Source organism: Lysobacter sp. 2RAF19, from assembly GCF_052115395.1.
Taxonomy (GTDB): domain Bacteria; phylum Pseudomonadota; class Gammaproteobacteria; order Xanthomonadales; family Xanthomonadaceae; genus Noviluteimonas.
The window spans coordinates 24432-38974 of sequence record NZ_JBFRGO010000005.1 but is presented as its reverse complement, the minus strand read 5'-3'; the positions used below and the strand labels follow the sequence as shown (position 1 = coordinate 38974).

Genomic DNA, 14543 nt, shown 5'->3' with positions numbered 1-14543 from the left:
CGACTTCAAGGGAAAGGGGTTGCGCGGACATGCGTGTCCTTCAAGCTTGAGGAATCAGCGTCGACATCATGTGTTCGACATACGCTTCGAACTCGTCGTGCTGCATGTTCATCTGGTGCAGCTGCAGGTTGAGCTGCAGGAAACCGACGTAGGCCGAATACAGCAGGCGCGCGCGATGCTGCGCGTCCGTGCGGCTCAGCCCGGCCTGGCGGAAGGAGGCGGTGAGGTAATCCAGGCGTCGCTCGGACACGCGCACGATCACCGGCTGCACGGCCGGATGGTCGAGCGCCTTGAGCAACTCCGAATAGATGATGTGCGACTTGGCTTCGTGCGCCACGAGGTGGAAGAGCTTGCGCAGGCGCTCGCGCGGATCGGGAATGGGCTCCAGGGAACCGAACACCGTTTCCTGCTCGACCTTCTCCCAACGCTCCAGCGCGGCGACCAGCAGCGCTTCGCGCGAGGGGAAGTGCCAATAGAAGCTGCCCTTGGTGACGCCCAGGCGCCGGGCGAGCGGCTCGACCGCGACCGACGCCACGCCCTGTTCGGCGATCTGGTCCAGGGCCGCCTGCGCCCAATCTTCTGCACTCAGGCGCGCGGTGCGTTCATTGCGGATGGCGGCTTCGGTCATGGCGAAAGTTTACCGTACGGTTCCCTACCTTAGAGTATGCGCGGAGTGAGGACACGGTGTTGACCCGAAGCGCGTTGACAGCCGATCCATTCTGCCCATACTTGGGCGTATGGTGCCTGCGGGCGCCGTCGTGATCAACCCTTGAAGTGTGGGCGCACCTGCGTTCACCGGAGATCGAGATGAGCGTCGTCGTTCCTTTCCTGTTGTTGCTCCTCGCCGCGGGCTTCGCTGCCTATCACCGGATGCGCCTGGCGTACTGGGCGGCGATGACCGTGACCCTGCTGGTCCTGGCCTGGGTGCTCGGCGCGAACGCCACCGCGACGATCGTCGCCGCAGTGCTCGTCGCCGCGATCGCGATCCCGCTGCTGGTGCCGGGTTTCCGCAAGGCGCGCATCACCACGCCGCTGCTCCACTTCTATACGAAGATCCTGCCGCCGCTGTCGGACACCGAACGCACCGCGCTCGAAGCGGGCACCGTCGGGTTCGAAGGCCAGTTGTTCTCCGGCAAGCCCGACTGGGACCAGTTGCTCTCGCTGCCCAAGCCGCAACTCACCGCGGAGGAACAGGCCTTCCTCGACGGCCCGTGCGAAGAACTTTGCCGCATGACCGACGACTGGGACATCACCCACGTGCGCGCCGATCTTCCGCCGGAGTTGTGGGAGTACTGCAAGAAGCACAAGTTCTTCGGCCTCAACATTCCGAAGGAATACGGCGGGCTCGGTTTCTCGGCGCTGATGAACCACAAGGTTATCCAGAAGCTCGCCTCGATTTCCACCGTGCTTTCGTCGACCGTCGGCGTGCCGAACTCGCTGGGCCCCGCCGAACTGCTCATGCACTACGGCACCGACGAACAGAAGCGCGAATACCTCCCGCGCCTGGCCGACGGCCGCGAAGTGCCGTGCTTCGCGCTGACCGGCCCGTTCGCCGGTTCGGATGCGACCTCGATCCCCGACTACGGCATCGTGTCGATGGGCGAATGGAACGGCGCCAACGTGCTCGGCGTTCGCCTCACGCTCGACAAGCGTTACATCACGCTCGCACCGGTCGCCACGCTGATCGGCGTCGCCTTCCGCATGTACGACCCGGAAGGCCTGCTCGGCGACAAGCGCGACATCGGCATCTCGCTCGCGCTGGTGCCGCGCGAAACGCCGGGGCTCGAAATCGGCCGCCGCCACTTCCCGCTCAACTCGCCGTTCCAGAACGGCCCGATCCACGGCAAGGATGTCTTCGTGCCCTTGTCGCAGTTGATCGGCGGCGAAGACTACGCCGGCCAGGGCTGGCGCATGTTGATGGAATGCCTGTCGATCGGTCGTTCGATCACCCTGCCCTCCACTGCCAGCGGTGGTTCGAAGAGTGTCGCGGTCGTCACCGGTGCGTATGCACGCATCCGCAAGCAGTTCGGTTTGTCGGTCGGGCGTTTCGAAGGCGTCGAGGAAGCGCTCGCGCGCATCGGCGGCAAGGCCTATGCGATCAGCGCGCTGTCGCAGGCCACCGCGGCTGCCGTGGCACGCGGCGAAAACCCCGCGGTGCCCTCGACGATCGCCAAGTACCACTGCACGCAGATGGGCCGCGAAGTCATCCTCGATGCGATGGACGTGCACGGCGGCAAGGGCATCATCCTTGGCCCGCGCAACTATCTCGGTCGCGGTTGGCAGGCCACGCCGATCAGCATCACGGTGGAAGGCGCGAACATCATGACGCGTTCTCTGATGATCTTCGGCCAGGGCGCGATCCTCTGCCACCCGTGGGTGATGAAGGAAATGAAGTCCGCGCAGTTGGCCGATCCGGTCGAGCGCATCGACAAGTTCGACGACGCCTTGTTCGGGCACATCGGCTTTGCGATCTCCAACGCCGTGCGCAGCCTGTGGTTCGGCCTGAGTGGCGCGAAACTCGGCAAGGCGCCGGGCGACGACTACACGCGTCGCTTCTACCGCAAGCTCGATCGCTATTCGGCCGCGCTCGCGCTGATGGCCGATACCTCGATGTTGCTGCTCGGCGGCAAGCTGAAGTTCAAGGAATCGCTGTCGGGCCGCCTGGGCGACGTGCTCAGCCAGCTCTACATCGCGAGCAGCATGCTCAAGCGTTACGAAGATGAAGGGCGTCCGTCGGGCGATCGTCCCCTGCTCGCATGGGCCTTCCACGATGCGATCAACAAGATCGAGAACTCCCTGTCGGGCGCGCTGCGCAACTTCCCGATCCGCCCGGTCGGCTGGTTGTTGTGGGCGTTGATCTTCCCGTGGGGCCGCCGTGCGCAGGCACCGAGCGATCGCCTCGGCCACCAGGCGGCGTCCTTGCTGATGACGCCCTGCGATGCGCGTGCGCGCATGGCCGAAGGGGTGTTCCTCACGCCGACCGCGCACAACCCGGCGGGCCGCATCGACAGCTACCTGCCGAAGATCGTCCTGGCCGAACCGGTCGAACGCAAGTTCCTCAAGGCACTGAAGAACAGCGACATCGAGGCGGTCGACTTCGCATCGCAACTGGAAGAAGGCGTGCGCGAAGGCTGGATCACCGCCGAGGAACGCAAGCAACTGGAAGAGCTGCGCACGATGACGCTCGATGCGATCACCGTCGACGACTTCGAAGCGTGGGAACTGCGCTCGGCAGGTTACGAAACCGCACACGGCGTCGACCACTCGCGCTTCGCCGCCTGAGGTGTCGGTCCTTGCGCTCTACCGCCGGTTCACGCGCTGGCCCGGCGGTCATTGGTTGTTCGCGCGCGCCGTGTGCTGGCGCGCGCCGTATTTCGCGAGCATCGCACCGCGGATCACCGTGCTGGAACCGGGCCGCTGCGAAGCGTCGATCGCGCATCGGCGCAAGGTGACCAACCACATCGGCACGGTGCATGCGATCGCGTTGTGCAACCTCGCCGAATTCTCCGGCGGCCTGATGACCGATGTGTCGATCCCCGCATCGATGCGCTGGATCCCGAAGGGCATGACGGTCGAGTATCTCGGCAAGGCGAAGGGCACGATGCGGGCCGTCGCGACACCGGACTTCGCGCCGGTGCAAGCCGCGCAGGGTTACGAACTGCCGGTCACCGTCGTGGTGACCGATCCGCACGACACGCCGGTGTTCCGCGCGAAGATCGCGATGTGGGTCAGCGCCAGGACACCAGGACCGCGGCGATGATCGCGGGGAAGGCCTGGAGGAAGAAGATGCGCCGGTTCACCGTCGCCGCGCCGTACGCGCCCGCGATCACGACGAAGGCGAGGAACAACAGCACGATCTCGCGCGAGTGCACGAAGAGCCCGTAGACCAGGCCCGCCGCGAGGAACCCGTTGTACAGGCCCTGGTTCGCCGCCAGCGCGCGCGAACGCTCGGCGAACTCCGGCGTCAACTTGAACGCGCGCAGGCCGATCGGCCTGGTCCACAGGAACATCTCCAGCACCAGGAACCACGCGTGCAGCAACGCGACCAGCGCGACGACGAGCATGGCGGGAAGCGACATGTCAGTGCTTCTTTTTCTTCGAGGAGGATTTCTTCTTCGACGATGACTTCTTCGACGACGATTTCTTCGCCGGCGCCTTGGGCTTGGGCGGTTCCTGCGACTTGTGCCAGGCCTGCAATACCTCGGCCTCGCGCGCCATCGACAGACCGGCCTTCGGATTGGCGCGGCGCTCGCCCGGCAGCGCGCGCCAGTACGCGAGCGTGTCGGCGGTCGTGACATCCAGCGGGCGATAGGTCAGGCCCGCGGCCTGCGCCTTGACGCTGCTGACGCGGCCGAAGCCGGCGTATTCGCCCACCGGCGGAATCCACACGGGCATGTCCTGCCATGCGGAGACGTCGTGCTTTTCGAGGAAGTCCGCGGGCACCCACGTCGCCGTGGAGGTCTTGCCCGCCGCGCGTTGGCTGGCGTCGAGCAACTCGCCCATCGTCAGTTTGCCCGCGGGCGCGTCGGCGTTGAACGTGCCGAAGGTCTTCTGGTCGAGCACGTGCAGCAGGAAGGCCGCCAGGTCGCGCACGTCGATGAACTGCGTGGGATCCATCGCCGTGCCCGGCGCGAGGATCTCGCCGCCGCGATCGGCGCGCGCGGGCCAGTAGGTGAAGCGATCGGTGTTGTCGCCCGGGCCCACGATCAGGCCCGGCCGCACGACAGTGACCTTGCCCGGCATCTGTTGCAACGCGGCCGTTTCGCACAGGGCCTTGAGGCCGCCGTAGGTTTCGCCGGTGACTTCCGTGACGTTCGGATTGGCCAGTTGCGCGAGCGGCGCGCTCTCGTCCTGGTTGGGCGTGTCCATCTTCGCGTAGACCGAAATCGTCGAGACCAGCAGGTACTGTCCGACGCGATCGCCGAGCAGCTTGGTCGATCGCGCGACATCGGCGGGGATGTAGGCGGACGTGTCGAGCACCGCATCCCATTTGCGCTTGTTTTCCAGCGCCTTCATGTCGGTCTTGCGGTCGCCCTGCAATTGCTCGATGTCGTCGTATTGCGCGCCGGAGAAACGCTCGGGGTTGGTCTTTCCGCGATTGAACAGCGTGAGCTTGTGCCCCTTGGCGCGCGCGGCTTCGACGAAATGCGGCCCGAGGAAACCGGTGCCACCGAGCACGAGGATCGACATCGGCTCGCCGGGCTTGCGTTGCGCCGCTTGCGCCGGCTTGCGACGCGCCGCGAAGGCAGGCACGGCGGACAGGCTCGCGGCGGCGAGCGAGGCTTTGATGAAATCGCGTCGCGTTGTCATCGACGGGGGTCTCCTTGCGGGGTCGCTCCCGGGAGTGTGCGCTGCAACTTCACGACCCGCCAAGCGCTGAAAATGAACACCAGCGTGGCGCCGATTCCCGCCGTGAAGACGACCTGCGACCCCAGGCCCGCCAGCCCTTTGTGCAGCCATGCGGTGGTGACATCGCTGGTGCGGTACACGAAGGTATCGATGAAGGCCTTGGCCTTGTAGCGCCATTCGCGCTGCACGCGCGTGTAGATCGTCTCGCGGCCGGGTTTGCCGAGTGCGAATTCGCTTCCGCGGGTGGCGACCTGCACGACGGCCACGAGCATCGGGAACGGCGAGGCCGCCAGTGCGCAGAACCCCAGCAACACCGTGAACCCGGGGATCAGCAGCGCAGGTGCCACGCCGAAGCGCCGCAACAGCCCGCGCGTGATCAGCAGTTGCACGGTGATCGCGAACAGGTTCACCGCCAGGTCGATGTTGGCGTAATAACGCGTCGCGCGTGCGGCATCGGCGCCAAAGGCGCTGCGCACGATCGCTGCCTGCTCGTTGTACAGCAGCGTGCCGACCATGACGCCGAAGAACATCAGCATCGCCATCGCGCGCAGCAGCGGTTCGCGCCACACCAGCCGCAGGCCGGCCCACACCGAACCGCCCATTGCACGTTCGCCCGTGGCCTCGCCACGCGCCTGTTCGCGCCGCAGCGCCCAGGGCCGCAACTTGTAGATGCACAGCAGGCAGACGCACAGGAACCCGATCGAGACGAGCAGCAGGTTCGCCACGTCCAGGCGCTGCGCCAGCGAGCGCGTGATCGCCGGACCGAGCAATGCGCCGACCGTCCCGCCCGCGCCGATGTAACCGTAGAAACGCTTGGCGTGCGCATCGTCGAACACGTCCGCCATGAAGCTCCAGAACACGGAGACCGCGAACAGGTTGAACACCGCCGTCCACACGAAGAACGTCACGCCGCGCCCCGCCCACTGCCGATGGAACGCGATGTAGAACGCGCCCAGGCACGCGATGAACACCCCGTACACCGCCGGCAGGAACACGCGCCGCGGCCAGCGCGCGACCAGTGCGCCGTACAAGGGTTGCAGCGCGAGCATCACCAGGAACGTGCCGGTGAACAACACCTGCAGCGTGAAGTCGCCGATGTCCCACCCGCGCCCTTGCGCCCAGCCGACCCAGGCCTGCGGGAAGACGGCGATGGCGTCGCTGGACGCGCCCATCGCATCGCGCACGGGGCGCAGCACGTAATAGCCCGTCAGGAGGCTGAAAAAATAGAGAATCGACCACCACAACGGGGGCGATTCACCGAGCGCGCCGCGGAAGCGATCCATCCCGAACGTTAGCCCAAAGCCCGCGGGGCTGGCTACCATGCCGGAGTACATGCTCCAGCGCCGCGGCCTATCGTCGGCGAACCACCTGACGGGACGGCTCGTGCACGCATTCGACTACATCATCATCGGCGCCGGCTCGGCCGGCTGCGTGCTCGCCAATCGCCTGTCCGCCGATCCGAACGTGCGCGTGCTCCTGCTCGAAGCCGGCCCGCGCGACTGGCATCCCTTCATCCACATGCCCGCGGGCCTGGCCAAACTGGTCGGCAAGAAAGGCGTCAACTGGGATTACGATACGGCGCCCGAACCGCAACTGGACAACCGCGTGCTGTGGTGGCCACGCGGCAAGGTGCTGGGCGGCTCGAGTTCGATCAATGCGATGTGCTACATCCGCGGCCACGCGCGCGATTACGACGACTGGGCCGCGCAGGGCGCGACCGGTTGGGACTGGAAATCGGTGCTGCCCTACTTCAAGCGCAGCGAAGGCAATCGCCGCGGTCGCGACGATCTGCACGGCGAGCTCGGCCCGCTCGCGGTCTCGGACCTGCGCTACACCAATCCCTTGTCGCAGGTCTTCATCGACGCCGCGGCGCAGGCCGGCTATCCGCGCAACGGTGACTTCAACGGCCGCGCGCAGGAAGGCGTCGGCTTCTACCAGGTGACGCAGAAGGATGGCGCGCGTTGCTCGGCGTCGGTCGCCTACCTGCATCCGGTGCAACATCGCAAGAACCTGGTCGTGCGCACCGGCGCGATGGTCTCGCGCATCACCTTCGACAAAGGCCGCGCCAACGGCGTCACGTGCGCCGCCAATGGCATGGCGTTCCACTACGAATGCACGCGCGAAGTGTTGTTGTCCGGCGGGGCCATCAATTCGCCGCAATTGCTGATGCTCTCGGGCGTCGGCCCGGCCGCCCAGTTGCGACGCCACGGCATCAAGGTCGTGCATGACGCGCCCAACGTGGGCGAAAACCTGCAGGACCACCTCGACGTCTGCACCTTGCAGCACTCCACGCAGCCGATCACCTACGACCGCGCGAGCGACGCGAAGATCGCCTTCGACTACTTCCTGCGCGGCCACCGTGGCGCGGGCAGCAGCAACATCGCCGAAGCCGGCGGCTTCCTGCGCTCCCCGCTCGCCCCCGACGACCGCCCCGACATCCAGTTGCACTTCGTGCCGGCGATGCTCGACGACCACGGCCGCCATCGCCTGCGCGGCGACGGCTACACCTTGCACGCCTGCTTCCTGCGCCCGCGCAGCCGCGGCCGCATTTCGATCGTCAGCCCGCGCGCACAGGACAAGGCGCGCATCGAAGCCAACTACCTCAGCGATCCGGAAGGCTTCGACCTGCGCATGATGGTGGAGTGCGCGAAGGCCGCGCGCGCGATTTTCCGGCAGCAAGCATTCGACGCATTCCGCGGCGCGCCGATTTTCCCCGCGCGCGACGACCTGGACGACAAGGGCCTGGAAGCATTCGTGCGTGCGAAGGCCGAGACGGTGTACCACCCTGTCGGCACTTGCCGGATGGGTAGCGACGAGGCCTCCGTCGTCGATCTGCAATTGCGCGTGCGTGGTGTTGAAGGCCTGCGCGTGGTGGATGCGTCGGTCATGCCGACGTTGATCGGCGGGAATACGAATGCGCCGACGATGATGATCGCCGAGCGCGTTGTCGATTTGATGTAAGGCAGGAGCGCCGAGCGAAACAAGCTTCGCACTCGCCGATCATTGAGAGCACCGCAGAGCCGCCTTTTTTTAACGGTCGCCGCGAAGGCGCCGATGCCCGAGAGAGGGCATCGAGGAGAACGCGCGACTGGAGCTCGGCTCCGGGATGCCCTCGACGGGCAAGGCGCCGCCCGTCGGGTGTGGCTGGCTGTAGGCGCGCCCCCATCCCTTGGCGACGAACCCACTCAAACACAGGTGTCGCGCAACACGAAGCGCGGTGCGCAGTGGACGTCGCGTTGAAGGCCACATTGCGGAGCGTGAGCCCTTGCGGAGCAATGTGGCCTTCAATGCGGCGCGCCGCTGCGCCATCCTGGTGTCCACGCCAACACCGCAATGACGACGTCCCAGCGAACCCGCTCTCTCAACCCCGCTCCAACATCGGCGGCAACGGACAATGCAGGCAAGCACAAATCGTGCGCAACAACTCCGCTTCCCCGACCGTCACCTGGTTGTCGCTCCCGATCGTGGCGACCAACCCTTCGATCAACGCCTGCTTCGCCAACGGATCCAGCGCATCCAGCGACGCCCAGACCGAATCCAGCGCCAACGCCCCTTCCCTGCGCGGAATGTAAGGCAACGCATCGCTCGGCAACACCCGCTGGATCCCCTGCAAATACGCCGCGCGCGCATCCGACTCGCTTTCGTGCCCGCCCTGCGCGACCACGCACAGCAACGTCGCGACCTCACTGCGCACCCCGCTCAACTTCGTCCGCCCGAACCGCGCATTGCGCGAGGGATCCAGCGACTCACGCACCTGCACCTGCAGCAACCGCCCCAGGCAATACTCGAACAACGACACACGCCCGTCCGCATGCACGACCGCGTCGGTCGTATCCAGGAAGACATCCAATTCCGGACGCGGCCGCAGCCGCAGCGCAGGAAACGCGATCGACGCGACCGGCAACCGCAACGCCGCATGCAGCGACCGCAAATGCTGCTCGCGCAACTGCTCCGCCTCCCCCGCCATCGCCAGCCCCAGCCGCGCCGCGATCTCTTCGCGCTGCAACATGCGCACGCGCTTGTCGTCGTCCAGCAACAACCCGAGCAACAAGGGCATCACCGCATCGCGCTGGCCGGCCAGCGTGCGCACCGCGGCGGGGATCGTGTCGACGATCGCATCGGCGCGCTTGTAATCGTCCGGCGAAGGCTGCGCGACCTGCGCGACCACCATCGGCGGCGTCACGGACAATTGCGTCTGCTCCGAAGGCAACGCCGCGGTACCGGTCGACACCAACCCCAGGTGCGCGTCCTCCTCCAAACCATTCGGCGGCACGTCCAACCATCGCTTCGACAGCACGCGCATCTGCGCCTGGGTGAACTGCGGCTCCAGTTCCTGGATGCGTTCGATCAACGGCGGATGCGTGGCGAACAACCCGTGGAAACCCACGCCGTCGCCGAACAACATGTGGCTGACTTCCTCGGCATTGTTGCGCTCGTTGAGGCGCGAACCTTCATCGAGCCCGCCGATCTTCTTCAACGCACCCGCTAGGCCCGTGGCCTGGCGCGTGAATTGCACGGCCGACGCATCGGCCAGGCGCTCGCGCTGGCGGCTCACGCCGGCCTTGATCATGCGGCCGAAAAACAGGCCGATGTAACCGACGACCATCGCGACCAGCGCGGCGAGGAGGATCGCACCGGCGCCCTTGTTGCGCCCGCCGAAGCGCCCGTGTTCGAGGATCTTGCGACCGATCAGGCCGATCATCAGGATGCCGAACAACACGCCCATCAAGCGGATGTTCAAGCGCATGTCGCCGTTGAGGACGTGGCTGAACTCGTGCGCGATCACGCCCTGCAACTCGTCGCGATTCAAACGGTCCAGCGCCCCGCGCGTCACCGCGATCACCGCATCCGACGGCGAGTAACCGGCGGCGAAGGCGTTGATCGCTGCCTCGTGTTCGAGCACGTAGATCTTCGGCACCGGCACGCCGGAGGCGATCGCGATTTCCTCGACGACGTTGCGCAGGCGGCGCAGGTTGAAGTCGGTGGTGTCCGATGCGATGGGCACGCCGCCCATCTGCAGGGCGACCGTCTCGCCGCCGCCGCGCAGGGAGGCGATGCGATACAGCGAGCCCATGCCGATCACGCCGAGCGTGAGCACGCTGCACACGAACAACAGCGGTGCGGCGCTGCCGCTTTCCCCGCGCGTGCCGATCCCGAAGGCCAGCCACGCGGCGAAGTCCACCGCGCACACGATGCCGACCACTGCGAGTGCGAAGAGCAGCACGAGGCGCGACGAGTTCCGCCGCGCCGCCGCCTGGCGTTCGAAGAAATTCATGGACGCCCCGCGTCAGGTCAGAACTGCACCTTCGGTGCGGCGCGCACCTGCGCCTGCTCCGCCGCCGGGATCTCGAGCAACGCCGCCGGCTGGAAATTGAACATGCCGGCGAAGATCGAGGACGGGAACACTTCGCGCTTGTTGTTGTAGCCCATGACCGAGTCGTTGAAGGCCTGTCGTGCGAAGGCGACCTTGTTCTCGGTCGAGGTGAGTTCCTCGGTGAGCTGCATCATGTTCTGGTTGGCCTTGAGGTCCGGATAGGCCTCGACCACCGCCATCAACCGGCCCAGCGCACCATTGAGGACGCCCTGCGAATTGGCCAGTTCGGCCATCGCGGCCGGGTCCCCGGGGCTGGCCTTCGCGGCCTGCAGGCCGTTCATCGCCGCGCCGCGGGCGGCGACCACCGCCTCCAGCGTCCCGCGCTCATGGGCCAGGTAGCCCTTCACGGTTTCCACGAGGTTGGGGATCAGGTCGAAACGGCGCTGGAGCTGCACGTCGATCTGCGCAAAGGCGTTCTTGAATGCGTTGCGGGCCATCACAAGCCCGTTGTAAATCCCGACTCCCCACATCACCAGCACGACCAGAAATGCGAGCAGGATCAGCAAAATCCACATCACTCTTCCCCTTGTTCATGCAAAGCGCGGAACTGGCGCTATGATCGGCCAGCAAATCGCAGCATACGCAGGGGGCAAGCCCGATGAAAGGCGCTGTCAATCGGGTTTCTGAGTCGCACGGGGCCAAGCCCGGGCATCCTCGCGCCGGCCTGAAGGCCTGGCGTGCGGCGCTGGTCGGCCTGTTGCTTCCCATCGCGGTCGGCTCGGCGCAGACACCCGGCGCCGCGCCCGCGGCGCCCGTCGTCCGCACCGCCGCCCCCGCTGCTCCCACGCAGGTCGCCGTTGCCGGCGTGCAGCGTGCTTCGGTCCTCAATCCCAATCCGCTGCCCGTCGCGCAAGGTTTCGACGTGCGCCGGTTCGAGGACATGGCGCAGCAACTGGTCGCCGACCAGCGCATCCCCGGCATGGCGATGGCGATCGTGCAGGGTGGCCGCATCATGTCGATGCGCGGCTACGGCATCACCGACACCAAGGCCGCCGAGCCGGTCGATTCGCACACCGTCTTCCGCCTGGCCTCGCTGTCGAAGTCCTTCGCCGGCACGATGACCGGGCTGCTCGTCAACGACGGCGTGATCCGCTGGGACAGCCGCGTCAACGAATACCTCCCCGAGTTCCACCTGCAGAACGAATACGCGACGCAGCGCCTCACCGTCGCCGACGTCCTCAGCCATCGCGTGGGCCTGGTGCACAACACCTACGACCGCGACCTGGAAGGCAACCTGGATTACCGCTCGCTCACGCAGAAGCTCGCGTACGCGCCGTCGGCCTGCCTGCCGGGCGAGTGCTACGGTTACCAGAACGTCGCCTTCAGCCTGATCGGCGATGTCGTGTTCGCCGCGACCGGCTCGTTCTACCAACAGGAAGTCGAACGCCGCATCCTCAAGCCGCTCGGCATGAACGATGCGAGCCTGGGCCTGGAAGGCATCGAAGCGAGCCCGCGCTGGGCGAAGCCGCACGTGCGCGGTCGCGGCGGCTGGGTGTCGATCGAACCCAAGCCGAACTACTACCGCGTCGCGCCGGCCGCCGGCGTCAACGCCAGCATCTCCGACATGGCGCAGTGGATCCTGGCGCATGGCGGCCATCGCCCCGACGTGCTGCCCGCGCCGTTGCTCGCGACGCTGCATGCGCCGCTGGTGGCGACGCCGGGCGAGTTGCGCGGCACCTGGCGCCGCCAGCGCCTGTCGTCGGCGAGCTACGCGATCGGCTGGCGCGTGTACGACTACGCCGGGCACCAGGTGGTCTTCCACGCCGGTGCGGTGCAGGGCTATCGCGGCATGATGGCGATGATGCCCGAGCGCGACCTGGGCGTTGTCATCCTCTGGAACAGCGAGAGCTCGCTGCCCTCCGGCCTGCTGCCGACGATCCTCGACAGCGCACTGGGTTTGCCGGCGCAGCGCTGGCTCGACGTCGCACCGTTCGACGAAGGCCTGTACGCGAAGAACCAGGGCCCGACGGACGAAGCGGGTACCGATTCGTCGACGGCGACTGCCGCGCCGCGTTGAGTCAAAAGCGGGAATGGGGAATAGGGAGTAGGGAATAAAAAGCCGCGCTCAAGCGCGGCTTTCTCGTTCGCGTCGCAGTTCCTATTCCCTATTCCCCATTCCCCATTCCCCGCTTCCAATAAAAAACCCCACCCCGCCTGGGCACGCGGGATGGGGCTGGATTACGGCTATCGGGTCAATTACATCATCGGCATGACGGGCGCCGGCATGTTCACCGGGGCCGACTTGCGCGAGGACTTGCGCGCCTTCTTCGCAGCAGGCTTCTTGGCGGCCTTCTTGGCAGCGCGCTTCTTGGTGGCCTTCTTCGCGGCCTTCTTGACGCCCTTCTTGGCGGCGGCCTTGCGGACCGTCTTCTTGGCGGCCTTGCGGACGCCCTTCTTCGCGGCGGACTTGCGGGCCGTCTTCTTCGCGGCCTTGCGCACGCCCTTCTTCGCAGCCGACTTGCGGGCCGTCTTCTTGGCAGCCTTGCGGACGCCGGTCTTCTTGGCGGCCTTGCGCACGGTCTTCTTGGCAGCCTTCTTTGCAGTCTTCTTGGCAGCCTTCTTCGCGCCGGCCTTGCGGGCCGTCTTCTTGGCCGCCGATTTACGGGCGGTCTTCTTCGTCGCCTTCTTGGCGGACTTCTTCGCAGCTTTCTTCATGGCCATGGGATGGCTCCTCGTCAGTGGACTTGCTTGGCTTTAGAACTGCCCAGTTCGAAGCGACGTCGCGGGAGTCGGACCCGCGACCAACCGCCGACGCGCCACGCGCGCCGGGACGGATTCGGCATGCCGCGGCACCAGGTGCGCGGCAATAAAAAACCCGCGACGCAGGGCGTCGCGGGTTCCTTTGAAAGATGTCGACTGCGATTTCGCGAAGGAAACGAAACCCGCGTCCACCGGCTTGTCGATCCGGGCGGAGGTTCGTGTTGTCTTGCGCGATGTCGTTTTGTCGTGACTCACTCGTTACCGCAGGGTGGCTGCTTGCGGCGAAACCTAATCACGGTTTTTTCCTGTGTCAACAACCCCCTACGATTTTTTTATTGGCTCTCAGGGGCGAGCGCGGGTGGCGGGGTCGGCTTCGGAGGGTGCGCGCGGCGTTCCGTGCGACGCGCCGATCGTTGTCGCATGCATATCACTGTTGCAAAAAACACCTTGTTTTGCGCAGCCGAAGAAAAACGCGCGACGCGCCGGCGATGCTTGCGTGCTTGCCGACGCAAGACCGCGCGGCACTTGCCCGAAGGGGCAACGACGGTGTTGGACGGGGCGAAAAAAAGTTTTCGCGATGACGCATCGCAGCACCCGATTTACGCCCAACTGCGCAAACTTCGACCGCTCGTCGGAAACGAATCCGGCCGCGCGAGGCGGCCGGATCGGAGTGCCGCAACGCGTGCGGCGATCGGACGCGCGTGGCGTCAGTGATCTTCTTCCTCGAGCAGTTCGGCGTAGTCGTCCGGCGCCAGGAGTTCGTTGAGCTGCTCGGGTTCCTCGGCTTCGATCACGAAAATCCAGCCGTCGCCGTACGCGTCTTCGTTGATCGTTTCGGGCTTGTCGGCCAGCGCGGCGTTGACCTCGACGACCTTGCCGGTCACCGGCGAATAGACGTCCGACGCTGCCTTGACCGACTCGACGACGGCAACGGCGGTGCCGGCTTCGACGCGGTCGCCGACGTTCGGAAGTTCGACGTACACCAGGTCGCCGAGCAGGCCCTGCGCATGGTCGGAGATGCCGATCGTGACCTTGCCGTCGCCTTCGACGCGTGCCCATTCGTGGGACTTCATGAACTTCAGGTCGCCGGGGATCTCGTTCATCGTGCTGCTCCGTGCTG

At 66.1% G+C, this 14543-nt stretch carries 12 protein-coding genes; 4 read left to right on the top strand and 8 right to left on the bottom strand.

Annotation, left to right across the window (positions count from 1 at the left end; all coding sequences use genetic code 11):
- Positions 1–40: 40 nt before the first annotated feature.
- Positions 41–628, bottom strand: a complete 588-nt coding sequence (locus AB4059_RS15475; protein WP_498961177.1) for a TetR/AcrR family transcriptional regulator — start codon at positions 626–628, stop codon at positions 41–43.
- A gap of 179 nt (positions 629–807) precedes the next feature.
- Here AB4059_RS15475 and AB4059_RS15470 point away from each other — a divergent pair, with 179 nt between their 5' ends.
- On the top strand, positions 808–3282 hold the full coding sequence (locus AB4059_RS15470) for an acyl-CoA dehydrogenase (RefSeq protein ID WP_498980116.1): 2475 nt from the start codon (positions 808–810) through the stop codon (positions 3280–3282).
- A 1-nt stretch (position 3283) separates the two neighbouring features.
- Positions 3284–3760, top strand: coding sequence for a hotdog fold domain-containing protein (locus tag AB4059_RS15465; protein WP_498980114.1), 477 nt, complete (start codon positions 3284–3286; stop codon positions 3758–3760).
- Here AB4059_RS15465 and AB4059_RS15460 read toward each other — a convergent pair.
- The 3 genes from AB4059_RS15460 to AB4059_RS15450 are packed head-to-tail and all read right to left on the bottom strand — an operon-like array spanning position 3729 to position 6632.
- Positions 3729–4079, bottom strand: coding sequence for a DUF1304 domain-containing protein (locus AB4059_RS15460; RefSeq protein ID WP_498980112.1), 351 nt, complete (start codon positions 4077–4079; stop codon positions 3729–3731). The genes AB4059_RS15465 and AB4059_RS15460 overlap by 32 nt on opposite strands.
- Before the next feature lies 1 nt (position 4080).
- Positions 4081–5310: an NAD-dependent epimerase/dehydratase family protein gene (locus tag AB4059_RS15455; RefSeq protein ID WP_498980110.1), complete on the bottom strand. Its 1230-nt coding sequence runs from the start codon at positions 5308–5310 to the stop codon at positions 4081–4083.
- Positions 5307–6632, bottom strand: coding sequence for an NTP/NDP exchange transporter (locus AB4059_RS15450; protein ID WP_498980109.1), 1326 nt, complete (start codon positions 6630–6632; stop codon positions 5307–5309). The genes AB4059_RS15455 and AB4059_RS15450 overlap by 4 nt, the downstream gene beginning before the upstream one ends.
- 49 nt (positions 6633–6681) lie before the next feature.
- Between AB4059_RS15450 and AB4059_RS15445 the strand changes: the two genes are divergently transcribed.
- Complete coding sequence (locus AB4059_RS15445) at positions 6682–8310, top strand: GMC family oxidoreductase (RefSeq protein WP_498980107.1); 1629 nt, start codon at positions 6682–6684, stop codon at positions 8308–8310.
- Between the two features lie 400 nt (positions 8311–8710).
- On the opposite strand, the gene AB4059_RS15440 is transcribed toward AB4059_RS15445, so the two are convergent.
- Together AB4059_RS15440 and AB4059_RS15435 are read right to left on the bottom strand one after the other, a co-directional pair.
- A complete protein-coding gene (locus tag AB4059_RS15440; protein ID WP_498980105.1) occupies positions 8711–10624 on the bottom strand; it encodes a M48 family metallopeptidase in 1914 nt (637 codons plus the stop codon).
- Between the two features lie 17 nt (positions 10625–10641).
- Positions 10642–11238 (bottom strand): LemA family protein, encoded by a 597-nt coding sequence (locus AB4059_RS15435; RefSeq protein ID WP_498980103.1) that lies wholly within the window; start codon positions 11236–11238, stop codon positions 10642–10644.
- An 83-nt stretch (positions 11239–11321) separates the two neighbouring features.
- Between AB4059_RS15435 and AB4059_RS15430 the strand changes: the two genes are divergently transcribed.
- On the top strand, positions 11322–12740 hold the full coding sequence (locus AB4059_RS15430; protein ID WP_498980101.1) for a serine hydrolase domain-containing protein: 1419 nt from the start codon (positions 11322–11324) through the stop codon (positions 12738–12740).
- Between the two features lie 179 nt (positions 12741–12919).
- Here AB4059_RS15430 and AB4059_RS15425 read toward each other — a convergent pair whose 3' ends face one another.
- Together AB4059_RS15425 and gcvH are read right to left on the bottom strand one after the other, a co-directional pair.
- Positions 12920–13384, bottom strand: a complete 465-nt coding sequence (locus AB4059_RS15425) for a hypothetical protein (RefSeq protein ID WP_498980100.1) — start codon at positions 13382–13384, stop codon at positions 12920–12922.
- Between the two features lie 746 nt (positions 13385–14130).
- On the bottom strand, positions 14131–14526 hold the full coding sequence (gcvH, locus tag AB4059_RS15420) for a glycine cleavage system protein GcvH (RefSeq protein WP_498961202.1): 396 nt from the start codon (positions 14524–14526) through the stop codon (positions 14131–14133).
- Positions 14527–14543: the final 17 nt, after the last annotated feature.

What these genes read in the sequence shown, in the direction of transcription:
- AB4059_RS15475 (WP_498961177.1), bottom strand. Translation starts at nt 628, where the DNA reads ATGACCGAAGCCGCCATCCGCAATGAACGCACCGCGCGCCTGAGTGCA.
- AB4059_RS15470 (WP_498980116.1), top strand. Translation starts at nt 808, where the DNA reads ATGAGCGTCGTCGTTCCTTTCCTGTTGTTGCTCCTCGCCGCGGGCTTC.
- AB4059_RS15460 (WP_498980112.1), bottom strand. Translation starts at nt 4,079, where the DNA reads ATGTCGCTTCCCGCCATGCTCGTCGTCGCGCTGGTCGCGTTGCTGCAC.
- AB4059_RS15455 (WP_498980110.1), bottom strand. Translation starts at nt 5,310, where the DNA reads ATGACAACGCGACGCGATTTCATCAAAGCCTCGCTCGCCGCCGCGAGC.
- AB4059_RS15450 (WP_498980109.1), bottom strand. Translation starts at nt 6,632, where the DNA reads ATGGATCGCTTCCGCGGCGCGCTCGGTGAATCGCCCCCGTTGTGGTGG.
- AB4059_RS15445 (WP_498980107.1), top strand. Translation starts at nt 6,682, where the DNA reads ATGCTCCAGCGCCGCGGCCTATCGTCGGCGAACCACCTGACGGGACGG.
- AB4059_RS15440 (WP_498980105.1), bottom strand. Translation starts at nt 10,624, where the DNA reads ATGAATTTCTTCGAACGCCAGGCGGCGGCGCGGCGGAACTCGTCGCGC.
- AB4059_RS15435 (WP_498980103.1), bottom strand. Translation starts at nt 11,238, where the DNA reads ATGTGGATTTTGCTGATCCTGCTCGCATTTCTGGTCGTGCTGGTGATG.
- AB4059_RS15430 (WP_498980101.1), top strand. Translation starts at nt 11,322, where the DNA reads ATGAAAGGCGCTGTCAATCGGGTTTCTGAGTCGCACGGGGCCAAGCCC.
- AB4059_RS15425 (WP_498980100.1), bottom strand. Translation starts at nt 13,384, where the DNA reads ATGGCCATGAAGAAAGCTGCGAAGAAGTCCGCCAAGAAGGCGACGAAG.
- gcvH (WP_498961202.1), bottom strand. Translation starts at nt 14,526, where the DNA reads ATGAACGAGATCCCCGGCGACCTGAAGTTCATGAAGTCCCACGAATGG.